The organism is Chamaesiphon sp., from assembly GCF_041738855.1.
Lineage (GTDB): Bacteria > Cyanobacteriota > Cyanobacteriia > Cyanobacteriales > Chamaesiphonaceae > Chamaesiphon.
In genome coordinates this window covers 18,113-44,819 of the sequence record NZ_JBGSPA010000017.1, presented here as the reverse complement: position 1 = coordinate 44,819, position 26,707 = coordinate 18,113, and the positions used below count along the sequence as shown (strand labels likewise).

At 48.0% G+C, this 26,707-nt stretch carries 27 protein-coding genes; 20 read left to right on the top strand and 7 right to left on the bottom strand.

Annotated features, from left to right (window positions below; genetic code table 11):
- Positions 1–212: 212 nt before the first annotated feature.
- Positions 213–476 carry a hypothetical protein gene (locus tag ACEW9I_RS02630; RefSeq protein ID WP_373538823.1) on the bottom strand — a complete coding sequence of 88 codons (264 nt, stop codon included), beginning with the start codon at positions 474–476 and terminating at the stop codon, positions 213–215.
- Here ACEW9I_RS02630 and ACEW9I_RS02625 point away from each other — a divergent pair.
- Positions 468–1,157 (top strand): PHP domain-containing protein, encoded by a 690-nt coding sequence (locus ACEW9I_RS02625; protein ID WP_373538822.1) that lies wholly within the window; start codon positions 468–470, stop codon positions 1,155–1,157. The genes ACEW9I_RS02630 and ACEW9I_RS02625 overlap by 9 nt on opposite strands.
- Positions 1,158–1,375: 218 nt before the next feature.
- Positions 1,376–2,698 carry a bifunctional oligoribonuclease/PAP phosphatase NrnA gene (locus tag ACEW9I_RS02620; RefSeq protein WP_373538821.1) on the top strand — a complete coding sequence of 441 codons (1,323 nt, stop codon included), beginning with the start codon at positions 1,376–1,378 and terminating at the stop codon, positions 2,696–2,698.
- 419 nt (positions 2,699–3,117) lie between these two features.
- Here the strand turns inward: ACEW9I_RS02620 and ACEW9I_RS02615 are convergent, their stop codons facing one another.
- Positions 3,118–3,306 (bottom strand): hypothetical protein, encoded by a 189-nt coding sequence (locus ACEW9I_RS02615; RefSeq protein ID WP_373538820.1) that lies wholly within the window; start codon positions 3,304–3,306, stop codon positions 3,118–3,120.
- A gap of 225 nt (positions 3,307–3,531) precedes the next feature.
- Between ACEW9I_RS02615 and hemE the strand changes: the two genes are divergently transcribed.
- The 11 genes from hemE (at position 3,532) to leuD (ending at position 12,604) form a co-directional block, all read left to right on the top strand.
- Entirely contained in the window at positions 3,532–4,584 is a 1,053-nt protein-coding gene (gene hemE / locus ACEW9I_RS02610; RefSeq protein ID WP_373538819.1) for a uroporphyrinogen decarboxylase, read from the top strand.
- A 243-nt stretch (positions 4,585–4,827) separates the two neighbouring features.
- The gene (locus ACEW9I_RS02605; RefSeq protein ID WP_373538818.1) at positions 4,828–5,457 is read left to right on the top strand and encodes a methyltransferase domain-containing protein; all 630 of its coding nucleotides are present in this window, start codon (positions 4,828–4,830) and stop codon (positions 5,455–5,457) included.
- 166 nt (positions 5,458–5,623) lie between these two features.
- Entirely contained in the window at positions 5,624–6,406 is a 783-nt protein-coding gene (locus ACEW9I_RS02600; RefSeq protein WP_373538817.1) for a sulfite exporter TauE/SafE family protein, read from the top strand.
- 27 nt (positions 6,407–6,433) lie between these two features.
- The gene (locus ACEW9I_RS02595; protein ID WP_373538816.1) at positions 6,434–7,144 is read left to right on the top strand and encodes a class I SAM-dependent methyltransferase; all 711 of its coding nucleotides are present in this window, start codon (positions 6,434–6,436) and stop codon (positions 7,142–7,144) included.
- Positions 7,145–7,187: 43 nt separating this feature from the next.
- Positions 7,188–7,916, top strand: a complete 729-nt coding sequence (locus tag ACEW9I_RS02590) for a DUF416 family protein (RefSeq protein WP_373538815.1) — start codon at positions 7,188–7,190, stop codon at positions 7,914–7,916.
- A 105-nt stretch (positions 7,917–8,021) separates the two neighbouring features.
- Positions 8,022–9,428: a 3-isopropylmalate dehydratase large subunit gene (gene leuC, locus ACEW9I_RS02585; protein WP_373538814.1), complete on the top strand. Its 1,407-nt coding sequence runs from the start codon at positions 8,022–8,024 to the stop codon at positions 9,426–9,428.
- Between the two features lie 204 nt (positions 9,429–9,632).
- The gene (locus tag ACEW9I_RS02580; RefSeq protein ID WP_373538813.1) at positions 9,633–10,229 is read left to right on the top strand and encodes a hypothetical protein; all 597 of its coding nucleotides are present in this window, start codon (positions 9,633–9,635) and stop codon (positions 10,227–10,229) included.
- A 36-nt stretch (positions 10,230–10,265) separates the two neighbouring features.
- Positions 10,266–10,805, top strand: coding sequence for an HD domain-containing protein (locus ACEW9I_RS02575; RefSeq protein WP_373538812.1), 540 nt, complete (start codon positions 10,266–10,268; stop codon positions 10,803–10,805).
- 78 nt (positions 10,806–10,883) lie between these two features.
- Complete coding sequence (locus tag ACEW9I_RS02570; RefSeq protein ID WP_373538811.1) at positions 10,884–11,525, top strand: Uma2 family endonuclease; 642 nt, start codon at positions 10,884–10,886, stop codon at positions 11,523–11,525.
- A gap of 42 nt (positions 11,526–11,567) precedes the next feature.
- Positions 11,568–11,960, top strand: coding sequence for a RidA family protein (locus ACEW9I_RS02565; RefSeq protein WP_373538810.1), 393 nt, complete (start codon positions 11,568–11,570; stop codon positions 11,958–11,960).
- Between the two features lie 50 nt (positions 11,961–12,010).
- Entirely contained in the window at positions 12,011–12,604 is a 594-nt protein-coding gene (gene leuD / locus ACEW9I_RS02560) for a 3-isopropylmalate dehydratase small subunit (protein ID WP_373538809.1), read from the top strand.
- A gap of 66 nt (positions 12,605–12,670) precedes the next feature.
- On the opposite strand, the gene ACEW9I_RS02555 is transcribed toward leuD, so the two are convergent.
- The 4 genes from ACEW9I_RS02555 to ACEW9I_RS02540 all read right to left on the bottom strand — a co-directional run bounded on the left by ACEW9I_RS02555 (position 12,671) and on the right by ACEW9I_RS02540 (position 17,282).
- Complete coding sequence (locus ACEW9I_RS02555; RefSeq protein ID WP_373538808.1) at positions 12,671–13,030, bottom strand: HesB/IscA family protein; 360 nt, start codon at positions 13,028–13,030, stop codon at positions 12,671–12,673.
- Between the two features lie 90 nt (positions 13,031–13,120).
- Positions 13,121–13,528: a phosphomannose isomerase type II C-terminal cupin domain gene (locus tag ACEW9I_RS02550; RefSeq protein ID WP_373538807.1), complete on the bottom strand. Its 408-nt coding sequence runs from the start codon at positions 13,526–13,528 to the stop codon at positions 13,121–13,123.
- 301 nt (positions 13,529–13,829) lie between these two features.
- On the bottom strand, positions 13,830–14,765 hold the full coding sequence (locus ACEW9I_RS02545) for an AEC family transporter (RefSeq protein ID WP_373538806.1): 936 nt from the start codon (positions 14,763–14,765) through the stop codon (positions 13,830–13,832).
- Positions 14,766–14,789: 24 nt separating this feature from the next.
- Entirely contained in the window at positions 14,790–17,282 is a 2,493-nt protein-coding gene (locus ACEW9I_RS02540) for an IMS domain-containing protein (RefSeq protein WP_373538805.1), read from the bottom strand.
- Positions 17,283–17,647: 365 nt separating this feature from the next.
- Here ACEW9I_RS02540 and pdhA point away from each other — a divergent pair, with 365 nt between their 5' ends.
- The 7 genes from pdhA to ACEW9I_RS02505 all read left to right on the top strand — a co-directional run bounded on the left by pdhA (position 17,648) and on the right by ACEW9I_RS02505 (position 25,894).
- Entirely contained in the window at positions 17,648–18,679 is a 1,032-nt protein-coding gene (gene pdhA, locus ACEW9I_RS02535; RefSeq protein WP_373538804.1) for a pyruvate dehydrogenase (acetyl-transferring) E1 component subunit alpha, read from the top strand.
- A gap of 159 nt (positions 18,680–18,838) precedes the next feature.
- Positions 18,839–19,459: a hypothetical protein gene (locus ACEW9I_RS02530; RefSeq protein ID WP_373538803.1), complete on the top strand. Its 621-nt coding sequence runs from the start codon at positions 18,839–18,841 to the stop codon at positions 19,457–19,459.
- Positions 19,460–19,755: 296 nt separating this feature from the next.
- Positions 19,756–21,891 (top strand): protein kinase, encoded by a 2,136-nt coding sequence (locus tag ACEW9I_RS02525; RefSeq protein ID WP_373538802.1) that lies wholly within the window; start codon positions 19,756–19,758, stop codon positions 21,889–21,891.
- Between the two features lie 51 nt (positions 21,892–21,942).
- Positions 21,943–22,635 carry a dethiobiotin synthase gene (bioD, locus tag ACEW9I_RS02520; protein WP_373538801.1) on the top strand — a complete coding sequence of 231 codons (693 nt, stop codon included), beginning with the start codon at positions 21,943–21,945 and terminating at the stop codon, positions 22,633–22,635.
- Between the two features lie 352 nt (positions 22,636–22,987).
- Positions 22,988–23,875, top strand: coding sequence for a nidogen-like domain-containing protein (locus ACEW9I_RS02515; protein ID WP_373538800.1), 888 nt, complete (start codon positions 22,988–22,990; stop codon positions 23,873–23,875).
- A 135-nt stretch (positions 23,876–24,010) separates the two neighbouring features.
- Positions 24,011–24,778 (top strand): tRNA (guanosine(37)-N1)-methyltransferase TrmD, encoded by a 768-nt coding sequence (trmD, locus tag ACEW9I_RS02510; protein WP_373538799.1) that lies wholly within the window; start codon positions 24,011–24,013, stop codon positions 24,776–24,778.
- Positions 24,779–24,895: 117 nt separating this feature from the next.
- Positions 24,896–25,894, top strand: a complete 999-nt coding sequence (locus ACEW9I_RS02505) for a CorA family divalent cation transporter (protein WP_373538798.1) — start codon at positions 24,896–24,898, stop codon at positions 25,892–25,894.
- 316 nt (positions 25,895–26,210) lie between these two features.
- Here ACEW9I_RS02505 and ACEW9I_RS02500 read toward each other — a convergent pair whose 3' ends face one another.
- Positions 26,211–26,678: a hypothetical protein gene (locus ACEW9I_RS02500; protein ID WP_373538797.1), complete on the bottom strand. Its 468-nt coding sequence runs from the start codon at positions 26,676–26,678 to the stop codon at positions 26,211–26,213.
- Positions 26,679–26,707 lie beyond the last annotated feature (29 nt).

Genomic DNA, 26,707 nt, shown 5'->3' with positions numbered 1-26,707 from the left:
AATCAATGTTTTTTCAACTATTAATGATATTGATGGTGGATTTTAATGTGCCAAAAATTGAAAAAATTCTGCTGTTAGCCTAAAAGTGTTGAAATGCCTGAGTTTGAGGAGACAAAACTTCATCGAACTCAGGTTAGTAAGCTTGGAACCACTCAAACCTGTAAGAAATCTTAAAACATCCTTAAACTTAGCGAACGCAACTTAAAAAAGATCTAGTAAAGCTCCACATCCGTTGCCAGGTAACGGATCGATCGCTGTGGCGATCGACAGTAGTCCGCACTCAATCGCCCACAGACCGTTACAATTAAAGGAGTATTGTTGGAAATTTGGCAAATTCTGAGAGAGCGATTGCGGCTATTCTCATAAAGTTTTGCAACGATTGGGGTAATCTTGAGATATATAGACAGCACACTTTTATAGCAACCACCTCGACCAGCATCGGTAAGTACCATCGTACATCCCCAGTTATGGAGCATCAGCACTCAGCACAAAACACCACCTTACTGCGACAAGTCTTCACCAACATTCAGGCGGATAGTTGTCCGAGGCATTACAACTTTCACATGCACACCAATTGCTCTGATGGCAAACTGACACCAGAAGCTCTGATGACGCAGGCGGTAGAGATTGGGTTGCAGGGGATGGCGATTACCGATCATCACTGTCTAGATGGTTACTATCGTGCGGCTAAATGGTTGGAACTGCGCTCGTCCGAGCGCAGTTCCAGTCTGGCAAACACCGCCCCGCATTTGTGGACGGGCATCGAAATTACGGCGTATCTGCCCCCTGTCGATGTCCATATTCTCGGTTATGGCTTCGATCCGCTAGAACCAAGTCTAGCCCCATATCTGACTGGGCGCGAACCTCGGGGCGTAGATGCTAGAGCCGAACGGGTAATTGCCGCACTACATCAGGCTGGCGCGATCGTCGTCTTGGCGCACCCATCTCGGTACCGTCGATCGCCAGAAGAACTGATCCCGACCGCCGTATCATTGGGCATTGATGGTGTGGAAACTTACTACGCCTACAACAATCCTAGCCCGTGGATTTCTAGCTTTGAGCAGACAGAAACAGTCAAACGCTTGGGTAATAGTTACAACTTATTACATACATGTGGCACAGATACGCATGGATTGAATTTACTGCAACGGCTATAGTGAGAGGATGTGCTTTATTTAACCAAAGCGATCTAAATACTGATGTGATAACAGGTCGGACGTGAATCGCTGTAGCGGTAGCGTTCCAATCCTCACGACTATTGCTAGGCAAAGAGTCGATCGCCTCAGCGGTCAAGTTAGGTAAAATCGCTAATTGCCAATCCGATCGCAGTTGTCTATGATAGTTAGTTAGAGATATTATACCTCTGCTGAATTAGATGTCTTTAAATTCGATTAAGCCTCTCAATGGTCAAGCTGCTGGCATGGATCTGAATTCTGTGCGTGGTTTGCTAGAAATGACAAAGCTGACAGATCCAGATGTCGAGCCGCCACAACTGAGATTAGATAGTGAAGGTAGTAATGTAAGTGCGGTCGCCACCAAGTTCGCGCCATCTGCTACCAATGGAGCAACCGCGATCGACACCCGTAGCGATTTGCCGACAGAGGATATCCGCGTAGCAGCCCTCAAAGCGACATTAGAACGTCATCGCGGCGAACGTCAACTGGTGCTATTGCAAGACTTTCCCGACCCAGATGCGCTGTCGGGAGCTTGGGCATATCAACTCATCGCCAAGCAATACAACATTAACTGCGATTTAGTCTATGCTGGCGCACTCAGTCACCAGGAAAACATCGCCCTTGTCAAACTGACAGGATTGCCCACCAAAAAGATTGCCGCTGCCAATCTCAAGGAAAAAGATCTTGCTAATTATCAGGGCTGCGTGCTGATCGACAACCAAGGTACTACCTGTCAATTATTAGAAATAGTCCGTCAGGCAGGAATTCCAATTACGGTCATCATCGACCATCATAGTCTTCAAGAGGATCTCAATGCCGAATTTGTCGATATTCGCCCCTCGACGCGAGCAACAGCCACCATCCTGACTCAATATCTCCAGGCGGGATTGCTCAAGCTCGATAGCAGTATCAGCGAACATGTCAAATGTGCTACAGCACTAATGCACGGCTTGCGATCGGATACCAATCGCCTGATGCAGGCACAGGAAGAGGACTTCTTAGCCGCTGGGTATCTGAGTCGCTTCTATGATGCACAATTGCTCAATGCGATCTTACAGGTACATCGATCGAAACGGGTGATGGAAGTGATCCAGCGATCGCTCACCAATCGCGTCGTCCAGAATAACTTTTCGATCGCAGGTGTCGGCTATCTACGCTACGAAGATCGCGATGCAATTCCCCAAGCAGCAGATTTCCTAGTTACAGAGGAAAACGTCCATACGGCGGTTGTCTACGGCATCGTTCGGGATGAGGATGATGAAGTCGAATTAGTGATTGGTTCCCTCCGCACGTCCAAATTAACTCTCGATCCAGATGAGTTTATCAAAGAAGCATTTGGCAAAAATAGTGAGGGACGTTTCTTTGGTGGCGGACGATTTACTGCTGGTGGTTTTGAGATCCCCGTCGGCTTCCTGTGCGGATTCAATGACAACAGTGAGTTTTCCAAGATGAAGTGGGAAGTCTTCGACAATCAAATCAAGCAGAAGTTACTCAGACTAGTTAATCCGACTGATAGTTATTAGATAGTTGAGAATTGAGAATTGAGAATTGATAATTAGGTTGTTAGAACATATCAGATCCCCGACTTCTCGGACTCGACTTTGACCATTTACAAGTTTGCTCCGTTTGGGCGGCAGTAAGAGTTCAAGAAATCGGGCTGATATTAAAACGGACTATCTCTGTTTGGCGCTCGGGTTTAATTCCAAATCATTGCTCTGTAAGCGATCGAGAGATTTGAGTTCGATCGACAACAAGTGAGTCGGAGCAGCCATTAGAGGCTCTCTCGGAAGAGAGCCTCTAATGGACAAAGTCGAGTCGGAGAAGTTGGGGATCTATTCTCGCCAAACGTCCTAACCGCTCTAGCGATTGCCATAGCAAAAATCGGGTTAGGCGAAGTTCATCAGTTGCCCGATCCCGATTTTGGAATTGACAAACCTAATATTTAAATACTTTTGCCAAAACGGTAGAAGCGATTTTTGCAGAAGTATTGACGACAACGATAGGGATAGATATTGAGCATAGAGAGGACTCGATCCCAGCCACCGACGCGATGAGCGCGGCAAACTTGACTATGACTACATCTGGGACATTCGTGAGTAATTGGGGGTCGATCTTTCGTCAGCATTGTCATCGTACTTAGCAAGATAGATGGCTTTAGTATGCCCAGCCTCACTAGCCAGCTAACAAAAGCAAGATCGATCGTCAAGATTGGCAACAGCTTCTAAGACAAAGGGGTAGCTAGTTTGCTATTGTGGAGGTTATGCCGATCGAGCTATGTACATAGATCCAAGGTAGGAGCGGGTTTTATCCCTACTCATCCTCAGTAAATTTATATAAAATTACCATAAATTAACAAATGACCGATCTCAGTCAAGAACCATTATTGTTGCGTGCCGCTAAAGGTGCCACACTCGATCGACCACCAGTCTGGATGATGCGTCAAGCCGGACGCTATATGAAAGTCTACCGAGATTTGCGGGACAAATATCCCTCATTTCGCGATCGCTCCGAAAAAGCCGAACTCGCGATCGAAATCTCCCTCCAGCCCTGGCGCGCCTTTGCACCCGATGGCGTCATCATGTTTTCCGATATCCTGACGCCCCTCCCAGGCGTGGGGATCCCCTTCGATATCATCGAGAGCAAAGGGCCGATCATCGAGCCAGCAATTCGCTCTCAGGCACAAATCGACGCACTTCATCCCCTCGATCCCGAAGCGTCACTTCCCTTCATCAAAGAAATCCTCGGCACCCTCCGGCGCGAAGTCGGCAATAAATCCACCGTCCTCGGATTTGTCGGCGCACCTTGGACATTAGCAGCTTATGCGATCGAAGGCAAAAGCTCCAAAGACTACGCCAACATCAAAGGGATGGCATTCCGCGAACCCCAGATGCTCCATAGTTTACTCGCCAAAATCGCCGATGCGATCGCGGTTTACGTTCGCTATCAGATCGATTGTGGTGCCCAAGTCGTCCAGATGTTCGACTCTTGGGCGGGACAACTCAGTCCCCAAGACTATGAAACCTTTGCCCTCCCCTATCAACAGCGGGTAGTCCAACAAGTCAAAGCCACCCATCCCGATACCCCACTGATCCTCTATATCAGTGGTAGCTCAGGCGTCCTCGAACTAATGGGTAAATCGGGCGTAGATATCGTCAGTCTCGATTGGACGGTTGATATGGCAGTAGGCAGACAGCGGATTGGCACTCATTTGGGCGTCCAAGGCAATATGGACCCCTGTGCATTGTACGGTTCCCATGATTTTATCCGCGATCGGATCGTCGATACGGTTCGCAAAGCGGGCAAAACCGGACATATCATGAATCTCGGGCATGGTGTTTTACCCACTGTACCTGAAGAAAATGTCGCCCACTTCTTTGAAGTCGCTAAGAATGTCGATAAGTTGTTGTAATAATTTTGGTTAATAGTTGGTCTGAACACCATATCTTCCCTCTAGTTTTTACAGACTAGGGGGATTTAATATTCATAAGTTTCACTCTCACAATCCTATCTGAACATAACGATCGGGACTACCACCGTCATTGATACTTTTAAAATATTAATAACAATCGGAATAGATATTGGACAAGCACAAACAACCTTGTCTATAGTGTAGATACACAGCCGCAACCATTTATTACTGACATCAGCCAATATGGTGAATCTCTGGTCTACAACCACACACGCACTAGGTTATCTAGCCAAAGCAGATAGTATTCCCCATCGCACCGAAGGCGAAGCTGTATTACTAGACTATATCCCCAAATCTGCCCAGCGCATCCTCGATTTGGGAACTGGTGACGGAAGACTGATGGCATTACTAAAAATCGATCGACCTTCAGCGACGGGAATTGCCATAGACTTTTCACCAGTGATGCTGGAAAAAGCTAGGGATAGATTTAAGGGTGATAATTCGATCGAGATCGTTAGTCACAATTTAGACGATCGATTACCAGATCTCGGTAAGTTTGATGCGATAGTTTCGAGTTTTGCCATTCATCATGTCACTCACGATCGTAAGCGATCTCTATATGCAGAAATATTTAATTTATTAACTCCTGGCGGTGTATTTGCCAATCTCGAACACGTCGCCTCACCCAATCAAAATATTCATATTCAGTTTCTAACTAAAATCGGTTATACATCTGAAAATGAAGATCCGTCGAATAAGTTACTCGATGTCGAAACTCAGCTAGGTTATCTCCGAGAGATTGGATTTGATGATGTAGATTGTTATTGGAAATGGTTAGAGTTGGCTTTATTAGTCGGGATTAAGTCAAATTAATAGAGATCGATCGCAATCGAATAATTTAGATTATTACCGATAACCACAGCGGTTAGAAACCGCCGCTCATGATGCAAAGTCCGCCTTCGCGGACTAATATCCCAGTCCGCGAAGGCGGACTTTGCAATAGTAGCCACGATTTCAATCGTAGGTATTTTTTAACATCATGCCGAGCGCACCGCCACTCACATATCTCAATGGTTTCTTATTATTTGCAACCGCTTTTATCGCTGGTGGATTGAATGCTGTGGCTGGTGGGGGGAGTTTTATCAGCTTTCCGACACTGATCTTTACTGGAGTATCGCCGATCGCGGCTAATGCTACCAATAATACTGCCTTATGGGTGGCTAGTTTGGCAAGTGCTGGCGCGTATCGTCGCGATTTGGATGTCGATCGACGAACTATGCTAATTTTGAGTATCGTTAGTCTAGTCGGTGGATTGCTCGGCTCGATTTTGTTACTCTATACATCTGGAGATGTTTTTAAAAAGTTAATTCCCTATTTATTATTACTTGCAACTGTTGTATTTATCTTCGGTGAATCTTTCAAACAATGGCTACAATCTTTCAGTCGAGCGGATACACCCAAGTCGCCACGGCTAATATATTTAGTTGTCGCTCAACTCATAGTCGCGATCTATGGTGGCTTCTTCGGCGCAGGTATTGGAATTTTGATGTTGGCAAGTCTGACTTTTTTCAACATTAGAAATATTCATGCGATGAATGCCCTAAAGACATGGCTCGGAACCTGTATCAATGGCATCGCGATTGTGCCTTTTATATTTGCAGGTATCATCGCTTGGCATCAAACAATTATTATGGCGATCGGTGGTGCGCTTGGTGGTTATTTTATTGCCAACTTTGCCCGCCAGATTCCATCAATAATTATTCGACGGTTTGTATCGATTGTTGCGATAAGTATGACAATATATTTTTTCATTCGCAGCTAGTTTAAATATTATTAGGAAACACAACTTATGACTAACTCTAGAACGCGAGTTCGCGAATTATCACAAGCATCTTATCAGCAGGGAGATTATACTGGCTGGTTTGAAGCTCTATATGCTGAAGCAAATGGAAATGCCGATGCAATCCCTTGGGCAGATCGGGGTTTGAATTATTGGTTGTCAGACTGGATTGAAAAATCTAACGTAGTCGTGCAAGATCGACAGGTATTAGTTGTCGGTTGTGGGTTGGGCGATGATGCCGAATATCTAGCTAAACTCGGTGCTAAAGTAACAGCATTCGATTTATCTCAAACTGCAATTGATTGGTGTCATAAGAGATTCCCAGACTCGCAGGTAAATTATCAAGTTGTCGATTTATTTACCGTCCCAACCGAGTGGAAATTAAGTTTCGATCTCGTTATTGAAATTTATACAATTCAAGCATTACCTGCAAATATTCGCCCCAATGCGATCGATTCGATCGGTAATTTTGTCGCCCCTAATGGCAAATTATTAGTCGTCTGTCGCGGGCGCAATCCTGAAGATCCTTGCGAAAATTTACCATTTCCTCTCACTAAAGATGAATTGACTAGATTTACCACCACCGGATTGACTCAAGTATCTTTTGAAGATTTTATCGATACCTTAGAGTCGGGTTCTCCAAGACGATTTCGGATCGTCTATCAACGATTAGAAAATCCGTGGTTTGGGTTTTATTTCTCAACTCAAACTACCATCTAAGAAGCTTCAGAGAAAATATTGTAGGTTCTAGAGAATATCAAAAATGGATATTAAATATTATGATGTTAATGGAATCGGGAGAATTTTCAGAGATATCTCTCATTTTCATCAGCTTGCCTTCTGTGCATCAGTGTGCGAGAGAATAATACCTAATTATAATATCTTTGCCAGAGAATCTAACTTAGAGACTGCTCCCATCCTCCGAGAATCTCTCGACACGATCTGGTCATTTTTATCAGGAAGTAATATCGATAGAGAACAAATTAGAGAATTATCCTTGAATTGCGAAGATATAATTCCAGATGATGAGGATAATAATTATTCAGGGTTTAATTACGAAGCCCAAAAAGCAGCAGCTTGCTTGAGTCACACTCTCGATTTATGTCTCGAGCCGAGTGAAGCTATAGTTAAAATGGTAATTTATTGTGTCCATTCTTCTCTAGATATCTACTTGCAATACATTATATATGCAAGCCTAGATGATGATAGCGAAGGAAAAGAACCAAGAAATCCAGAGGTTATAGATACAACTCATATCTTACAATTTAGAAAGCTATACAATCAGTACTCAGATCCAGATGACTACGATCGAGAGCACAGTAAAAAAATATCAGCAATTATTAAAAATCATTGCTTGGTATTGAGGGAGATTGAAAAAGAGAATGAAGATCTATTACGATTGAAAGAATCGCCCGTTCTTACTCCAGAAATATTAAAATTGCTGCGAACTTCCTCTGAGAATGATGGTAAAAGTTTTCTCAATATCTGCTAAGTAAAATTCCATAAAACTCCCACTCAACTTAGCAGGTGTAAGTACTATTTAAATTTATTAACGACTTGATAATTCAACCTAAACTACCCTCTAAATATTAAAACCATGAGCAAAAATACATTATTCGATCGAGTCTGGGACGCACATACCGTCACCACATTACCTTCAGGACAAACCCAACTATTTATCGGCTTGCACCTAATTCATGAAGTCACCAGCCCCCAAGCCTTTGCCATGATGCGCGATCGAGGATTGAAAGTCCCTTATCCAGAACGTACCGTTGCCACTGTCGATCATATCGTACCCACCGAAGACCAATCGCGCCCCCTCGCCGATAGCCTCGCTGAAGAGATGATGCAACATCTCGAAAATAACACCAAAGAGCATGGCATTAGATTCTATAACGTCGGTTCCGGCAGCCAAGGAATCGTCCACGTAATCGCCCCTGAGCAAGGGCTAACACAGCCAGGAATGACGATCGCGTGTGGAGATAGTCACACCTCTACCCACGGCGCATTTGGAGCCATAGCGTTCGGAATTGGCACCTCTCAGGTGCGGGATGTTTTAGCCTCTCAAACACTAGCTTTAGGTAAATTAAAAGTTCGCAAAATTGAAGTCAACGGCACTCTCCAGCCAGGAGTATATGCCAAGGATGTAATTCTACATATCATCCGCAAACTCGGTGTTAAAGGTGGCGTAGGCTATGCCTACGAGTTCGCTGGCACCACCTTCGAGCAAATGGATATGGAAGCCCGCATGACCGTCTGTAACATGGCGATCGAAGGTGGTGCGCGCTGTGGCTATATTAACCCCGATCGAGTGACGTATGATTATCTCAAAGGGCTGGATTTTGCACCCAAAGAACAGGATTGGGATAAAGCCGTCGCTTGGTGGGAAAGCCTCCGCAGCGATAAAGATGCCCAGTATGATGATGTCGTCATCTTCGATGCTGCCGAAATCGCGCCGACAATCACCTGGGGAATTACCCCCGCTCAAGGGATCGGCGTAGACGAACCCATCCCGACAGTAGCACAAATGCCTGTAGACGAACGCGCGATCGCCGAAGAAGCATACCAGTATATGGATCTCGCTCCAGGCGCACCAATTATCGGCACCAAAGTCGATGTTTGCTTCGTCGGAAGTTGCACCAACGGACGCATCACCGACTTACGCGAAGCCGCCAAATTCGCCGCCGGAAAACAAGTCGCCATTGGAGTCAAAGCCTTCATCGTCCCTGGCTCCGAGCGGGTGAAAAAACAAGCCGAAGCCGAAGGGTTAGATGTGGTTTTTAAAAACGCAGGCTTTGAATGGCGCGAGGCTGGTTGCTCGATGTGTTTGGCGATGAATCCCGACAAATTAGTCGGACGACAACTGAGTGCATCATCTTCCAATCGTAATTTCAAAGGTCGTCAAGGTTCTTCATCCGGTCGGACATTATTGATGTCGCCTGTGATGGTAATTGCGGCGGCGGTGACGGGGAAGGTTACCGATGTACGGGAATTGATGGGGTAAAATAGTATTTCGCAGGTTGTAAATAATCAGCGGTTGAAACCGCCGCTCATGATGCAAAGTCCGCCTACGCGGACTAAGATATCGAACCCGCGTAGGCGGGTTTTGAAACACTAGCGACGATTTCAATCGTGCGGAATACGAGCCAAAATAGTTTTTCTTGATCGATCTAATCCATCAAATTTCAAAATATCGAGTGGAATCAATATGGCGTATAGTAATTTCACACTGAGTAAAGTTAAATCCGACTTTGCAATTATCACAGATGAAACGCAAGATTTGTTTGCGGAAATTACCCCAATTCAACCCAGCGATCTGCTTTCACTCGTATTCAAAGATCAAATTCCGTTAGCTAGTGCGATTAATACCGAGAAAGCACGCTCGGAACTAGTCATCATGCCAATTTCAATGGAAGTTCGACGATTACTTAAAAACCAAATTTCGATCTTCTCTGGCAGCAGCTTTGAAGTCGATCCGAGTCAAGGTTTAGATGGACGTTGTGATTTTATTTTGAGTCGATCGCCAGAACAGTATTATATTGATAGCCCTGTGCTGACGATCGTCGAAGCAAAAAATGAAAGTATTCCTAGTGGATTAGGACAATGTATCGCTACGATGATTGCAGCCCGTTTATTCAATCAAAGAGAAGGCAATTCAACTGAGATTCTATATGGTGCAGTTACCACTGGGACGGATTGGAAGTTTTTAAAGCTACAAGGACAAATTGCCTTTATTGATTCTAATGATTACTATATCAAAGAAATCGATAAAATCTTAGCAATTCTATCTAGTACCGCAATTTAGATAAAGAATGGAGAGCAATCTCTCTAAATTTCAAAGATGAAACAACAATTTAAAACTTTTGATTATATTGAAGATACTTATAAAATCCTTCAAGATTTAGACGCATCGCATCACTTGATTCAGCATGTGAAACTAGTTGCTGAAGCAGCCGAAATCTTAATTTTACAATTTCAACAAATTAATCTTTCCTTCGACCCAGAATGGGTTAGGCTAGGCGTTGCTTTTCATGATACTGGTAAAATATTATATCCAATCGAACTGATCGAGCGCGGAAATAAGCATGAATTAGCAGGCGAACAGTTGTTACTCAATCGGGGAATAGATCCAAAAATTGCTCGATGTTGTCGCTCTCATGGACAATGGGATCGAATAGAATGTAGCTTTGAAGAATTAGTTGTTGCGCTGGCAGATTGCTTATGGAAAGGAAAGCGCAATGTCGAACTCGAACATCTCACTATCTCCAAAGCAGCCCAAATATTGCACCAGGATTATTGGGATGTGTTTGTTGAATTAGACGATCGATTTGAGGAAATCGCACGCGGCGGAGATCTAAGATTATCGAGATCGAGGCTCTAGTAGGAATAGAATAAGTAATCTGCACTGGAAACTCAATTGAAAGATTTATCAAATTGAAAGGTGGCATTGATAATGACGATGATTCAACTACAGGAAAAACTGATAACTAATACTTGGATGAAAACTGATTGGGATACATATATAAATACGATCGAGTCTCCCGATCGAGAAAATAACAAGAGCTATTATTATAACGGCTACATGAGGATTGAGGATATGCCAACAGGTGCAAACCACTCTCGATATCACTTACTTGTGGCAAATGCCATCAATCTATTTTGTACGATCGGGGGAATTGCAATTAACGGATTTGATAATTGTACCTATCGTAAAATTGGAATCAGAGAATGCCAACCCGATCTATCTTATTACTGTGGAGAAAAAGCAAGATTAGCACCTGTAAGTACATCCGTCATCAACTCAGATGAGCAAGCTACTCCAGATTTAGTAATTGAGATTTCTAACACTACTATTAATGACGATCTCGGTGCGAAACGTTTCCTATATGAAGAAATGGGTATTTCGGAATATTGGATTGTAGATGTCCAGAATACTCTAATTTATGCTTTTGAAATAATCGATCGAGGTAGCCGCAGAATCGATACTTCCTTGGTATTGCCACAACTATCGATCGACACCATAACAAGAGCATTAAATCTCAGCAAAGAGCAAGACCAATCTCAAATCGGTAAATGGCTAATGAGTGAATTCCAAAATTAAACTATCCACTATCCACTATCCACTATTCACTAACTAGAAATCGTGTCACAACGTCAAAATATCTCCACAGGCTCCAAATGGGAACCCATCCTCGGTTACTCCCGCGCCGTCAAAGTCGGTAACACAATCCATGTTGCTGGTACCACTGCTTCCAATACCGCAGGCGAACTCGTCGGAATTGGCGATGTCTACGCCCAAACCAAACAAATCATCCTCAATATCGAATCCGCCCTCCAGCTTGCTGGAGCCAGCCTCACAGATGTCGTTCGCACCCGAATTTACTGTACCAACATCGACGAATGGGAACTCATCGGCAAAGCCCACGGCGAATTCTTCAGTGAGATCCGCCCTGCGATGGCATTGGTAGAAGTCAGCCGTCTGATTGCTCCCGATATTTTAGTCGAAATCGAAGCTGAAGCGATCGTGCAGGATTAGTCATTAGCTTAACCCTCACCCGCCGCAAGCCAACAACCCAAAATAACCACATGAATAGCCAAATCTCCACCATTTCCGGTACCGCCATCCCCCTGACAGGCAACGACATCGATACCGATCGCATTATCCCCGCCCGCTTCCTGCGTTGCGTCACCTTTGACGGCTTAGGTGCTAGTGTATTTGAAGACGATCGCCGCCAGCTCAAAGGTACACACCCCTTTGACTTGCCCCAATTCCAAGGCGCGAACATCCTGATTGTCAATAGCAACTTCGGCTGCGGCTCCAGTCGCGAACATGCGCCCCAAGCTCTGGCGAAATGGGGTATTCAAGTAGTTATCGGCGAGAGCTTTTCCGAAATCTTCTTCGGCAACTGCGTCGCCATGGGAATTCCCTGTCTTAATGCTGATGCAGCTACCATCATGGAGCTGCAAGAGATGGTACGGGACAATCCGCAAGTCCCCATCACCGTCGATCTCAATGCCTTACGAATCAGATGTGGCAAGTTTACCACCTTAGTCTCGATCGGTGAAGCCTCCCGCCAGCAACTCACCAATGGTACCTGGGATGCCTGCGGACAACTAGTAGCCAATCTAGCTCAGACGCAGGTTACTGCTGGTAAATTGCCTTATGTTGCTTGGGGGTAGAGGGTAGAGGGTAGAGGGTAGAACGCTGACGTTCTCGATAATTTACTAGCCCCTACTCCCTACTTCCTAAGTCGGCAATTGCCAGCGTTCCGACTCAACAGTAGCGATCGCAAATGAGTTACCACAACCACAAACAGTAGTAGCGATGGGGTTTTCAAACCGGAAACCCCCACCCATGAGATCTTCGGCGTAATCCAACTTGAGAGCGTCCAAGTATGCTAAGTGTTGACGATCGATTACGACCGATATCCCATCAACTTCACAGACACAATCGGTTGACTCGATCGCATCGGCGAGATCGATCGTATAGTAAAAACTTTCGCACCCGCCACTGTTAAACCCGATCCGCAACTTACTGTCGAGTCGATCGCGAACCGAGCGCATTCTCGCGATCTCCGCGATTGCCGCCTTGCTAATTTCAATCATGTTGGAACTGATGATACCTAAACGAAAATATCCCTAGCCCCGCTCAATTGAGGGAGCTATCGGGATCGGCTGCGATTTTCTCCACAACTGTTAGCCGCTATTTCTGGCGTAGTCATCTTCAAACCGCACAATATCATCTTCACCTAAATACTCACCATTTTGCACTTCGATGATCACCAATGGAATCACACCAGGATTTTCGAGTCGATGCTTGGTGCAAGCAGGCACATAAGTGGACTGATTGCTATGCAAAATCTCTTCTTTATCATCACAAGTTACCATTGCTGTCCCACAGACGACGATCCAATGTTCGCTGCGATGGTAGTGCATCTGGAGACTGAGGCGATGTCCAGGCTTGACCTCGATCCGCTTGATCTTGTGCCCTCGACCCTCTTCTAGAATTGTAAAAGAACCCCACGGGCGGAGTTCGGTGGCGGCAACAGAGCTGACGGGTAACTGGGGAACTGGTGCTAGATTGGGTGTTTTGGTTTGAGTCATAGATTTAGAATTAACGAGTTAAGCTTGCTATGCCTGGAAATTTAACAGTTAGCCACTAACTACTCTATCAAAAGCGGTAGATCTTCCGAATCGTCAATTATACCGATTCGGCTACATTGAAATGATTTCCTAGAAGTTACCATACTTACTCGCTAAAAGATCGCTAATCGATCGATTGATGGACCTTTCGTAACCATTATTTGCCCAGAAGTGGCTAAATACCGCTCGTACTTCTGGCTGAGTCGATCGCCTGTTGCACATCCATCCTCGCCAACCTCCCGCCACAATGTGGAACATCAGGCTAATAAAAGTATAACCAGACTGGCAGCATCACCAAGAACATCAGTGTACTGACAATAATACTGCTAGCGACTAGGTTCCCATTGAGACTGTACTCCTCCGCGAGAATTAGTCCGGCAAAAGCCGATGGCATTCCCGACATCAGGACCACACCGAGGCGGGGATCGCCGCTCAGTCCCATCATGGTCATCGCGATCCCCACAATCGCTGGCATAACGATCGTTTTGAGGATCGCGGGTAAAAGTGCCAGTTTGAGACTTTGCCAGCCCTGAATCTGACTCAAGCGAATCCCCATCAGCACAAACGCCCCAGGAATTACCACCCATAGCGACGCATGCAGGCTGGATTCGATCGCGACGGGGACGGGGAGGTTGCGAGTGAGCGAACCGAGCGCAAAGCCCCACAGCGAGGGGACACGGAGCAGATCTTGGAGCTGCATCCACCACCGATTGGTAGTCGTATCTTGGCGGCTGTAGTAACTGGAGACGAGTACGCCCAAACCATAAGTACCAAAGACATTTTGCGTGACGCTGTAAATAACAGCCCAACTGAGATCGGTTTGGGTCACAAAAAATGGGACGATCGCCAGACCGACAAAACCCGTATTTCCCAGCATCGAACAGAGCAAAAGGCTCCCTTTGATGCCAGGTGTGGTGGCGATCTGCGCTGGCTGCGAACTTTGCCACACCTGGAGACTGAGCCAGCCCAACCCCAAACCCAAGAGCAGCGAACCAATGGTAATCGCTGGAGCTAGTCGGGCGCGTTCGTCAAAGGTAGTTTGGCGCGCTAGGGCAAAAATCTCGATCGGTACGCCGATCCAGTACAACCCCCGTCCCAACCAATATGGAAACGCAGTGGGTAAAAACCGCACAGCCAAAATACCTAACCCCGTCCAGAAAATCAACGGAGTGTAGGCGTCAATGAGACGATCGAGCATGAATAGTCACTGGTGGCTGTGGAATTATTTGATTACGCCCATATCTTTAATGTACCAGCGATCTTTTTGGCGAACGAGATCGTAGCGCACCAATAGTTGTTTGGAATAAGAGCGATCTGGATTCAGTCGCGCTCCTTGATAATACTGGGCATCTTCCTCAACTTGGGCTTTAATGGTCGCTGTATTGGCTTGAGGACTAGCTTGAGCGATCGATGAGATGGCAACATTTTGATGTTTGTATTGCCAATGGACGCCATCTGTTTTGGCAGTCTGAGCGCGATCGATCGCCCCAGACAAAGCAGGTTCTGCCAAAATATTCGCGAGCTGGGCGGTCTGATACTCTTGGCTCATCGATTTTGTCTTCGTGCTCAGCCATGTTTTGATGACTTGTGCGGCGACATCAGTAGTCAACAATCCTGCTGGGGTGGGCGATGGTTGTGGTGGGGGCGAGGAGAGTCCCAAACTCGGGGTGATAGTACTAATCTGCGGACTAGGCAAAGATGTCGGCACCGATCCGGTGGTTGTCGTGCTCGTGAGCGACTTGATGCCAGCGTCTGCCAGCCACAGTGCGCCCCATAGACAGGTTAGTCCACCCGTACCTACTAATAAAATTCTGGGAATATTGGGCTTGCGGCGGGTGCGGCGCGAACGGGTGAGGGTATGCGATCGATCGCTGCTTCTTTGAGCCAATTTTCCGGCTGTACTCGGAGGCAGCAGTTGACTGCTATGTTCGAGGGCGACTGCTGGCTGCCGCTCTTCGAGATCTGTTGCGGCGATCTGTCCATCGATCGTGCGGGCGGTGGGCGCGGAGCGGCGACGTTGGCGTTCGCTCTCCAACTGGATCACATTGCCGTTGAGATCTGTCTGGTCGCTCGGCGGTGGCTCTGGGGGTGGTGGGGGCGGTGTTTGGTCTACTCTCACTGCTGGGGTGATGTTGCTTCCGCCTAGCCGATCTGCGGGGGTTTGTCGCCCTGCATTCAAGCTGCTAGATCGCGATGGTAAGATGACAGCAGTCGATACTAGCTCGTCGAAGTCTGGCTCATCAGAGTGTCCTGAGCCAGAGAGATCGCCTGATGGCGGTACGTCGATCAGTTGGGGTGAGATATTCATCCAATTGGTCACGGTGACATCATTGGTCGGCACTCGATCGGCAAAATCTTGGACATCGCGATCGTTGAAATAAGCCTCTAGTGTCGGATCGCTGGCGGTCAGATCGCGAAAACAGGGAAAGGCTTCATCTTTTAACCACGACTCGATATACCAACACAAGCCTCTGAGGAGGTTGGGTAGTCCCTGCGATTGTTGACGGATTGCGAGTAATGCGGCTGATTCTGTGGCTGTGGTGAGGATTTGGTTGGCTTCTTCTGTTTGTCCGAGGAGGAGGGCGCAAATTGATTGCTCGATCGTCACATCGATGCGTGGACTAAGCCGATATTGTAAGATTTGCTGCGCGGTATAAATCAACTGCGGATTGCGATAGGCAAATCCCTGGACGATCGACGCATGGACGTGGAGATACGTACATGCCAATTGCATCACATTCAAAGCCTTGGAACCTAGTTGGTGAGATTCGCGGGCTGACTGACTAAATAAGTTGCGCTGCTCTGCCGCCGTCAAGTGGGGCAAGGTTTCATGAATGAAGGGAATGGTAGTTTCGCTATTGAGCGCGAACCGCTCTTGGCACTTGACTTCATTCGTGCAAGCATTTTCCAACAATTCTTCGAGAAATTGAATCCCTTGCCGCCGCTGTTCGTGACGATCGAGTGGCAATGATACTAAAGATGAGATCCGGTAAGGACGCAACCTGTCGAGCCGCCGATCTAATTCGCCTTGGATTTGCGGAAATAAATCCTCCTGGACGAGAATTTTTTTGGCAGTCTCATAATGAATTACCGCTTCTTCATAACAACCGTCGCGCCATTCGCGTTCGCCTAGCTCCCAAAAGGAAGACACCATCGCCAGGATCAGATCTGGCTTGATGAGGGGAACGATTTGGGAGCCATTCGCCGTCTGCTTTGTTTTGGTGAAGGACACTGGCTCGCGCCGCTCTGTTGCTGGCGGTAGATTGCCGCTGGGAGTCAGCACGGCGGGCGGATGGGGATGGAGGCTACCACTGTTGCTACTGCGCCCATTGTTGCCCAGATAGGGCATACAAATACTATTAATTTCTTCATACTCACCCAGCTCAAACAGGATCAGCAGTCCGCCAAGAAAGTGTTCGGGGCCGATCTCTAGCACTGGACGATAATAAAACAATGGCGGGCTAGGATTGTCTGCTGTCTGTTCGACCGAGGCAACTGCTGGTGCCATCTGAGTTGCCACATATTGCGATCGCTGGAGCGGATCGCTCAATACCTGATAAGCCACAGCGATCAGTCGCTTACGAGATTCGATCGCCGCAGCGGAATATTCTTGCTGGGGTAACTGGAGCAAGCGATCCTGATATGCTTGCTCCAATCCCGATAGATCGCTCTCCGGTACACCCAAAATCTGATAATAATCAAGCGGAATTCGCACAGTTCACCTATACACCATGAATAACACAGTTAACAATTATCAATTCTGAACTCGATCTTGTGAGCTATATTAGCATAATCGCGCACAGCTAGCGATCGTCATTCTCGACAGGAAAACTACAGGATTTTGCTAGTCTTTTGGTAGTGGATGGTGGATGGTGGATGGTGGATGGTGGATGGTGGATGGTGGATGATAGCGGCTGGCACTGAACATAACGGCTCCAAGCCGCTGTCAACTGTCAACTGTCAACTATCAACTATTTAAGTCAATCGTCCCTGCTGCGACAATTTTTCCACAGTGGGACTAGCCACCCCGACCGAAATAGGAGACAATATCGATCGCATACAAGTGGATAAAACAAGCTAATGGTTCAAGAGAGAACTTTACCCGCATTTGAGCCGAAGTCGGGAGAAATCACCAAAGCAGAAGGCTTGATGTTGTACCGTGACACGATCCTCGGTCGCTGTTTTGAGGATAAATGTGCGGAGATGTACTATCGGGGCAAAATGTTTGGTTTTGTCCACCTATATAACGGTCAAGAAGCAGTATCTTCGGGGGTCATCAAAGCAATGCGCCCCGGACAGGACTATGTTGCTAGTACTTATCGCGATCACGTTCACGCCCTCAGTGCTGGGGTACCGCCGCGCGAGGTGATGGCAGAGTTGTTTGGGAAGGAGACGGGCTGTAGCAAAGGGCGCGGCGGCTCGATGCACATGTTCTCAAAGGAACATCGGTTACTCGGCGGCTATGCGTTTGTGGCGGAAGGGATTCCGGTGGCGACAGGAGCGGCTTTTGCGAGTAAGTATCGGCGGGAAGCTCTGGGTGAGGCAAATTCGGATCTCGTCTCGGCTTGTTTCTTTGGCGATGGTGCCGCTAACAATGGGCAGTTCTTTGAATGCCTGAACATGGCAGCTTTGTGGAAGTTACCGATGCTCTATGTCGTCGAGAACAACAAATGGGCGATCGGCATGTCCCACGAACGTGCTACTTCAGTACCAGAAATCTATACCAAGGGTGCTGCCTTTGGGATGCACGGCGTCCAGGTCGATGGGATGGATGTCCTGGCTGTTTACAGCGTCGCGAAGGAGGCTGTAGCCCGTGCGCGGGCTGGGGAGGGGCCGACGCTGATCGAAGCCCTGACGTACCGTTTTCGCGGTCACTCCTTGGCAGATCCAGACGAACTCAGACCAAAGGAAGAAAAGGAATTTTGGTTCGCCCGCGATCCGATCGTCAAGTTGGCAACTTACCTGCTAGCTGAAGACTTGGTGACTCAAGCTGAACTTACCGCACTCGATCGCGAGATCCAAGATCTGGTTGATGATTCGGTCGAATTTGCTGAAAATAGTCCCGAACCAGATCCCAGTGAGCTGCGTCGCTATATCTTTGCCGAAGATTAGTGTCACGCATCCAATCGATCGCCGTCTGACACCAACTGTTAAATGTTGAGGTGATGGTGCCTAAATTTGGGCACCTACTGTTGCAGTCAAGCGCAGAGACAGTAGGTGCATCAGTCAGACTGGCGATCGCCAATTCTGGCGAGTAACTGGATTTGGTGTATGTACAAAAAACTCTCACTATTACTATCACTAGCGTACGTTGGCTCTATCCACTCACCGATCGCGCCAGCAGCACAAAGTCAGCCCCTGGTAAAGCCACCGCCGCTGACAATAGTGATGCAAGCCCAAACAGTGGAAATTCATCATGACTGGAATGGCTACTCAGACATCACCCCAGTCTTACGCCACTATAAGCTCAGAGTCGAACATCAAAAACTAGTGGGTAACGCCCACATTGCCATCGGTGGCTATGGTGCAGCAGGAGTGCATCAACAGCAGACTACCCGAATAGCCATTCCAGCGGCTGTCACCACCAAGTTTTTAGCCATGTTATCGAAAACCCCGCTCCAAGTGGGGACTTATCAACCACAGATCGTCCGCACCGATGACTACCCATCGATCGAAATTCGACTCAAACGCGATCGCCAAACAGTAATCTTTAGCTCTCAATCCCAAGGCAATAACTATGTACCGTGGAAAGTGAGGATCGTCCAAGCCAATACCACCACCGCATACATCACCAATTCTCCGCTCCCCGCTCAAGCTCTCCAACTGCTCGCCCCCTATGTCGATCGTCACGGCATCGAGAAAATCATCCAACGGCGACGAATACCTAAATAAGTTGGTGGGGGAGTGCAGATGTGCAACAGGGAGCAGGATGGCACGATCGATCTTGAGGAGCTGACGATCGCTAGATCGACCACAATTGTCCATAAAATAGTACTATAAACAATGACGATCGATCTACCTACTCCCTATCCACCATTCACCATTCACTATCCACTCACTACCCTAGATCTCTAATTTGTCACTAGAAAGAGAGTCGGAACTAAATCATCGCCGAGACAATCCTTAACCCCAAGCCGCATGGCTAAGTCAGAGTTTCGAGCCGCCGTAATTTTGAGCGATCGCACCGTATGTTACCAATCGCCCCAGAGACTCTTTTGCAGCAACGCTACCGCATCCTCAATATCCTCGAAGAGGGATCATTAGGGCGGACATATCTGGCGATCGATCGCGATCGTCAGGATGCCTACTGTGCGATCGCCGAACTGATCCCCTCCGACTATCCCAGCACAGTCACCAGAGCCAAAGAATTTTTCAAACAGGAAGTTACTCTCCTCTACCAACTACAGCACCCCCAGATTCCCCGCTTTTGGACGACCTTTGAAGAGCAAAATCGGCTATTTTTAGTTCGAGACTATACAGCGGGAAAAACTTACGGACGTATATTAGAGGAACAGCGCGATCTGGGCAAATCGTTGAGCGCAGCCGAAGTCACCGCATTGTTATTACAAGTGCTCCCAATCATTGGCTACGTCCACAGCAAAGGCATCATCCATGGCGATCTCTCCCCAGAACATCTCGTTCGCCGCGATGGCGATGGCTTGCCCGTACTCATCGACTTTGGGGTCGTCCGTGAATTTGCTGACAAATTGCAAGCTACTTCACCCAGTCCACAGTTGGCAGTCGGTCAATCGGACTACGCACCAATCGAGCAATGTCAAACCGGACAACTAGCTCCCCATAGCGATCTCTACGCGCTGGCAGTTACAGCGATCGTATTATTGACAGGGAAAGAACCCAGTGCCTTGTTTGCAGGCGATCGCCTGAACTGGGGGTGGCGGCGATGGACGCAGATCGATGACGGCTTCGCCAATGTCCTCAGCCGGATGTTGAGTCTCAATCCAGCAGAGCGTTATCAATCAGCGATCGCTGTCGAGCGCGATCTGCGCTCTTTAGACACCCCGCTCCAATCACCAGAGCAAGCAGTCCCCAGTCGTCCCTCCACAATCCCCACAGCGGTAATCGGTGGCAAGCACCCCACTCCAGCCACCGAGCGCGTCCGCACCGCCATTACCCAGCACCATCCCAAATCTATTTGGGAAAAACCGCAAGTTTTCATTCCACTGGGAGTGCTGATCTCCCTATTGGCGGGGCTTGGCTCGTGGTTTGGCGTCAGCCAACTCCTCCACCGTCAAGCGTCGGACGAGCAAGTCGCAACTACCCCACCCAAACAAATCGACTTCAGCAATCCCACGATTCCAACTGATAGTATCAGCCCTAGCCCAGTTACTGACGATTTGATTCAGCCAGAGATGAATCGCGCGATCGTCAAAGAAGGGACAGTCGATCCCAATACGCCGATCCGCTATCGAGTCGCCGCCCTCGCTGGTCAAAATTTGGACATTCAGCTAGTCTCTGGTTTCAGTCAAACTACCGATCCGACCAAGCTCACCAGTCCGATCGCCCCGATCTCGCCTAGTCCCGCCACGGATAGTAGCTCTAGTAATCCACCGATCTCGCTAGGGACTACCGCCGCCACCCAAGTATTGATGACAATTCTCTCGCCGACAGGTAACGCGATCGACGATCGAGCCGATCGCGTCGTGACTTGGCGGGGACAAGTACCCGCTTCGGGGGACTACACGATCGAGTTGCGTCCGATTAAAGGTTTGGCAGGTAGCCTGTTTCCTTACAAATTGAGCATCACTCAAGTCGCTGTCACTGCTTCACCATCCCCAACAACTAGTCTACCTGCGGCTGAAGGGACACCACCGTCAGGCGTTCCTGCCCCTATTGGCGGTGATAGCATTAATGGCAGTTCTGTCAACCCGAGCGAGAATAACGGTGGTACGGCTATTTCACCAATTCCGATCGAGGTGCCGACAACTCGCACCAGTCCTCCACAGACCGAATCGGAACGTCCCCGTAGGCGCAGACGTAGACGGACGCAGGTCGAACCTAGTCCCCAAGTCGAGGAGCGCAATCGAGCAGCATCCACAGCCGAGTCAACACCGACCCGCCGTCGTCGTCGCAATCGAGTAGAATCCCCCGCCGAGCCAACACCGACCCGCCGCCGCAATCGCGATTTAGAAATCCAGTCACAGCCAGGAGCGTCACCCAACAACGACAGCAGGGATAGTGCGCCCAGCTCAGCACCTCAACCAGAGCCATCAGTTGGTATCCCCGTCCCTGCTGCCAAAAACACCACATCACCCGAGCGGCGCACAGAGCCACCACCAGACAGTGGGGTCAGCGATCCAGATTAGCGCGATCGACTATCATCCCAGTTCCGGCTCCCTCACAGTCAATTAACTTAAATGCTACTCATCACTAGTACCGACACAGACGCGGGTAAAACCGTCCTCACCGCAGCATTAGCCGCGTATGCTCAAAAACATCTACCACAGCAAAACTGGGGTATTCTCAAGCCGATTCAGTGCGGTACGGGCGATCGCGAGTTCTACAGTGAGTTGTTTGGCACAGCGGTTGAAGATATCAATCCCATCTATTTGTTCAACCCATTAGCACCACCGATCGCCGCCGTGCTAGCGGGCATAGACATCGATCTGGCGAAGGCTTGGCAAGCTCTTCAACAAATGCGGCAACAGCACGATTTTGTACTAGTAGAAGCTCTCGGTGGCTTGGGTGCGCCGATGACAGCCGAGCTAGTCGTCGCCGATATCGCTAGGGATTGGCGACTACCCGCAGTCCTAGTCGTCCCAGTCAAACTCGGCGCGATCGGTTTAGCTGTAGCCAATGTCGCTCTCGCCCGACAGTACAATGTCCAACTGCGCGGGATCGTCCTCAACTGTCCGCAGCCGCTATTTAGCACCGAAATTGCTAATTTTGCTCCATCTGAATTAATTCAATCGCTCACCAACACCCCCGTACTCGGCTGTCTCCCCTATCTCCCCGATCTCCGCAATCTCGACGCCTTAGCCGCCGCCGCCGCCAATCTAGAATTGGAGATCTTATTACCACAGCTTGCGGTGGGACTGACTGCGGTTTGAAGATCGCGATCGTAAAATTTATTAAAACTCAGGTCAATTGATATAAATTGCGCCTCTTATTCATGCTGATACTCAGAGCGATCGATAGAACACTCGTGCTTTGTGGTACGTTGAAACGATCTTTTCAGAATCATCCTTCGCAGTCTTATTATTGAGATTTTTTAGCTCCGAAGTAACAATTCAGCAATACCACTGATAGCAACTGTGACTTTCCCAAACACAGACTAGTAGTATTACTCTTGTCAATATTTATCTGTGATGCAATACTTGTGTTCATACCTATATTCCTAAGTAATATGCTCAAGCGTATTGCCGAATGTAGGCGTAAATCTTCATTGTGCAAAAATTCTTTATGATGTCTACCAAAAGTCTCGGTGCCCGAATTTCTGTGGCAGTTTTGTCTGCCATCGCGCTCAGTGTCGCAATGACCGGAGCAGCTTCAGCCGCAGCCATCAGAATGGGATCGTTTACTAGCAACACTATTCCTGCCAATGACGATGATTCTAGTCCTTTGACTGCGCTTGGTTTTACTGCCGATTTTTTTGGTACTACCTATAGCAATGCTTATGTTAATAACAACGGTAACATCACGTTCAATGGACCGCTAGACGAATTTACACCTTTCGGTATTGCTGGTGCTAGCACACCGATCATTGCTGCATTTTTCGCAGATGTAGATACCACGGGTGCGGGAACTTCTCCGGTTACTTACGGGACAGGGACAGTCAATGGTCGGAATGCTTTCGGTGCCAACTATATTAACGTCGGTTACTTCGATGCTGAAACCGACAAAATCAACGACTTTCAGATCGTGCTGATCGATCGTGCCGACACAGGTGCTGGGAACTTTGATATCGAGTTCAACTACGACCAGGTTCAGTGGGAAACTGGCAGTGCTGCTAGTAGCGGTGGTTCTAACGGTTTAGGTGGGAATTCTGCTCGTGTGGGCTACTCCAACGGTCTTATCGGTGCAGCTAACAGGTCTTTTGAGCTTGCTGGCTCTGCTGTCAATGGTGCATTCTTGGATGGTGGACCTGCCGGAACCTCTTTGATCGCCAACAGCCTCAACAGTGGTGGTCTCTTAGGTCGTTATACATTCAATGCCAGAAATGGTGCAGTTGTCAATCCTCCAACCAATCCCAGTGCTGTCCCCGAACCTTCGGATCTGATCGGCACTGCCCTCGGTGGATTGGCAATTGTGATGTTGAAACGCAAATTGTCCGTTGCTAAAAAAGGTTAATCTTAAAATTTGGAGTTGTTTGGGCTACAAAGATGCGGCGAGTATCTGCTGCGATCTTTTGAGAATCCCTAAAAAATCGACCTTAGTGTGAGATCTCAACTAAAATGAGCACACTAAGCTCGATTTTTTTGCGTCATGCGGTTTGACATCATCACCTTATTTCCAGACTTTTTTACATCCCCGCTCGGTTGTGGCTTGATGAGCAGAGCCTTAGCCAAACAGATCGCAGCAGTGCATATTATCAACCCCCGCGATTTTACGATCGATCGCCATCACAAGGTCGATGACGAGTCCTATGGTGGTGGGGTGGGGATGGTGATCAAGCCAGAACCGATCTTTGCGGCGGTAGAGTCGCTGCCGATATTGCCACGGCGACAGGTACTCTTGATGAGTCCTCAGGGTGAAAAGATCGATCGCGCCTTGTTTCAGGAGCTGCACACTGATTATGACCAGTTGGTATTGATTTGCGGTCATTATGAAGGGATCGATGAGCGCGTGATGAATATTGTCGATCGCGAGATTTCGTTGGGCGATTTTGTCTTGACTTGTGGCGAGATTCCTGCGCTGACGTTGATTAATGGGATTGTCCGTCTCTTGCCAGGGACTGTGGGTAAAGCAGAGTCGATTCAGGCTGATAGTTTTGAAGATGGGTTGCTCGACTATCCCCACTACACTCGTCCGGCGGAATTTCGCGGCTGGCGGGTGCCCGAGGTGTTGATGTCTGGCAATCATGAGAAGATCGCGACTTGGCGACATCAACAACAACTCGATCGCACTCAGACAAAACGTCCCGATCTCTACACTACCTGGTTAGAGCGATCGACGATCGTTGCCAATGCGTCCGAGATACCAACTAGGAGCGAAAGCGATCGATCGGATACTACCGAACAACCCAATCAATAAACAATCGCACCCACCATTCACCATTCACCATCCACTCACTACCCTAGATCGCTAATTTGTCACAGGTACGGTAGTAATTAAATTTTCAGGGATCTTGGCTACTTATCACTAACATCTATGCGGACACCGATCGAATTACCAGATCATCATGGCTTAATCTGTGGTTTTGGATTACGCTCTCAATTACCGCCGCAGCAACTAGAGTGGAGAACTTTGACAGCAGCATTGACAGAGCCTTATGAGACAGTGTGGCTGCACTTCAATCTCGCTGATGTCCGCGCTCGCAACTGGATCGCTACCTGCGATCGCATTCCTCAAGTAGCCAGGGAGCTGCTGTTGACCGCCGAGCCACACATTCAACTAGAAGTGCTTGCAGAGGGTTTTGTAAGTGTGCTGGGCGATTTGCATTATGACTTTGATGCAGATCCAGACAATCTCGGATTACTACGGATGTATGTCGCTCCAGGCTGGGTAATTTCGGTACGCGGTAGACCACTCAAAGCGATCGATCGATTGCGAGTATCACTCCTACATGGAGCGCAAATCGAGACGTCATTGGATCTGATGGTGCATTTTTTGCAACATGTTACCGAGATATTTGGTAATGTCATTGTCAATCTCCGCGCCGTGGTTGATGAGATCGAAGATCGGGTGCTCAACGGAGATTTCCAGGAACAACGTAGTGAGATCGGCATACTTAGGCGCAGACTGGCGCGGTTGCGCCGTCACTTGAATGGCAATCGACAGGCTCTCACACAGTATTTGCTGCCCCGCTTACCGATTTGGTGCCGAGACACAGATGTCGTAGAGCTGCGTCGCGATCTGGAACGGTTGGATGCAGTCATGCAGGATTTGGAGCTGGTTCAGGAGCGCGCTAGACTCCTCCAGGAAGAGATGGCGGGACGGCTGCAAGAGACTCTCAATCGCAATCTCTATGTCCTCTCGATCGTGACGACGATCTTTCTCCCAGTGACTTTGGTTACTGGGATTTTTGGGATGAACGTTGGTGGCGTACCGTGGACTCAGGAACCGATCGGCTTCTGGTGGACGATCCTGACGATGGTCGCAACTTTAGCAACTACACTGATGGTGTTGCGGCGACAGCAACTGTTTTGAGCCGATTGTGACGATCGTGTTCGAGCGCGCTCGATCGGCAAGAGTTATAGCAACCGCCAAGGCGGTTAGGACAGCACAGCGATTAAAATCGCCGCTAGTGCTGCAAAGTCCGCCTGTCTTGATGCGCTAAACCCTCGGGGAACCCGAGGAGCGCGCATCGCTACGCGGACTGAGATCTAGAGTGTCTTAACCGATGTGGCGACTGCTATATCCACCGGACATTTACAAAAAACCTCCCCGTGAGTTTGGGAAGGTTGTTAATTTGTAGGTAAAACTGTGGTTGATGTCAGAGTTTCGCCATTGTCTTGATGAAGCTCTAAAATTTGAAACCAGCACCAATGTTGACAGTAGTGGATGTGTTATTGCTACTAATTGGCACGTTCAAAGCCGCTTTCAACTGAATGGTATCGGTGACATCAAAATCAGCTCCACCCAAGAGTCCAATTGTCGTAGTATTGTTGATGCTGCTACCAGTACCGATCGATACTAGACCACCTAGAAAGGGAGTAATTTGAACTCTGTCACCAGTACTTACGAGATTGAAATCATAGGTGATGCCACTACCAAAATAAGTACCAGCACTAGGAAAATAGACAAATGGGCGCAAGGAGATATTGTCACTCAGACCAAACTTAGAATCGATCCCCACTGATGTCTGTCCACCACCGATCGCCAGCGATGGACCGATGACATTTCTACCCAATTGCGCTCTAGCTGGAGCGACCGTGCCCAGAGCCATGATGGAGGAACAGAGCATTACTAAGGCAACAATATTTTTTTTCATGATGATTTTTCAGTTTTAAGTAGATTAGT

Bases quoted from the DNA above. Each gene is read 5' to 3' on its own strand.
- ACEW9I_RS02580 (WP_373538813.1), top strand. From the start codon at position 9,633: ATGGCGTATAGTAATTTCACACTGAGTAAAGTTAAATCCGACTTTGCA.
- ACEW9I_RS02500 (WP_373538797.1), bottom strand. From the start codon at position 26,678: ATGAAAAAAAATATTGTTGCCTTAGTAATGCTCTGTTCCTCCATCATG.
- ACEW9I_RS02600 (WP_373538817.1), top strand. From the start codon at position 5,624: ATGCCGAGCGCACCGCCACTCACATATCTCAATGGTTTCTTATTATTT.
- ACEW9I_RS02555 (WP_373538808.1), bottom strand. From the start codon at position 13,030: ATGATTGAAATTAGCAAGGCGGCAATCGCGGAGATCGCGAGAATGCGC.
- leuD (WP_373538809.1), top strand. From the start codon at position 12,011: ATGAATAGCCAAATCTCCACCATTTCCGGTACCGCCATCCCCCTGACA.
- ACEW9I_RS02570 (WP_373538811.1), top strand. From the start codon at position 10,884: ATGATTCAACTACAGGAAAAACTGATAACTAATACTTGGATGAAAACT.
- ACEW9I_RS02590 (WP_373538815.1), top strand. From the start codon at position 7,188: ATGGATATTAAATATTATGATGTTAATGGAATCGGGAGAATTTTCAGA.
- ACEW9I_RS02620 (WP_373538821.1), top strand. From the start codon at position 1,376: ATGTCTTTAAATTCGATTAAGCCTCTCAATGGTCAAGCTGCTGGCATG.
- hemE (WP_373538819.1), top strand. From the start codon at position 3,532: ATGACCGATCTCAGTCAAGAACCATTATTGTTGCGTGCCGCTAAAGGT.
- ACEW9I_RS02515 (WP_373538800.1), top strand. From the start codon at position 22,988: ATGATGTCTACCAAAAGTCTCGGTGCCCGAATTTCTGTGGCAGTTTTG.
- pdhA (WP_373538804.1), top strand. From the start codon at position 17,648: ATGGTTCAAGAGAGAACTTTACCCGCATTTGAGCCGAAGTCGGGAGAA.
- ACEW9I_RS02575 (WP_373538812.1), top strand. From the start codon at position 10,266: ATGAAACAACAATTTAAAACTTTTGATTATATTGAAGATACTTATAAA.
- ACEW9I_RS02525 (WP_373538802.1), top strand. From the start codon at position 19,756: ATGTTACCAATCGCCCCAGAGACTCTTTTGCAGCAACGCTACCGCATC.
- ACEW9I_RS02550 (WP_373538807.1), bottom strand. From the start codon at position 13,528: ATGACTCAAACCAAAACACCCAATCTAGCACCAGTTCCCCAGTTACCC.
- ACEW9I_RS02595 (WP_373538816.1), top strand. From the start codon at position 6,434: ATGACTAACTCTAGAACGCGAGTTCGCGAATTATCACAAGCATCTTAT.
- leuC (WP_373538814.1), top strand. From the start codon at position 8,022: ATGAGCAAAAATACATTATTCGATCGAGTCTGGGACGCACATACCGTC.
- ACEW9I_RS02530 (WP_373538803.1), top strand. From the start codon at position 18,839: ATGTACAAAAAACTCTCACTATTACTATCACTAGCGTACGTTGGCTCT.
- bioD (WP_373538801.1), top strand. From the start codon at position 21,943: ATGCTACTCATCACTAGTACCGACACAGACGCGGGTAAAACCGTCCTC.
- ACEW9I_RS02505 (WP_373538798.1), top strand. From the start codon at position 24,896: ATGCGGACACCGATCGAATTACCAGATCATCATGGCTTAATCTGTGGT.
- ACEW9I_RS02605 (WP_373538818.1), top strand. From the start codon at position 4,828: ATGGTGAATCTCTGGTCTACAACCACACACGCACTAGGTTATCTAGCC.
- ACEW9I_RS02615 (WP_373538820.1), bottom strand. From the start codon at position 3,306: ATGACAATGCTGACGAAAGATCGACCCCCAATTACTCACGAATGTCCC.
- trmD (WP_373538799.1), top strand. From the start codon at position 24,011: ATGCGGTTTGACATCATCACCTTATTTCCAGACTTTTTTACATCCCCG.
- ACEW9I_RS02545 (WP_373538806.1), bottom strand. From the start codon at position 14,765: ATGCTCGATCGTCTCATTGACGCCTACACTCCGTTGATTTTCTGGACG.
- ACEW9I_RS02625 (WP_373538822.1), top strand. From the start codon at position 468: ATGGAGCATCAGCACTCAGCACAAAACACCACCTTACTGCGACAAGTC.
- ACEW9I_RS02630 (WP_373538823.1), bottom strand. From the start codon at position 476: ATGCTCCATAACTGGGGATGTACGATGGTACTTACCGATGCTGGTCGA.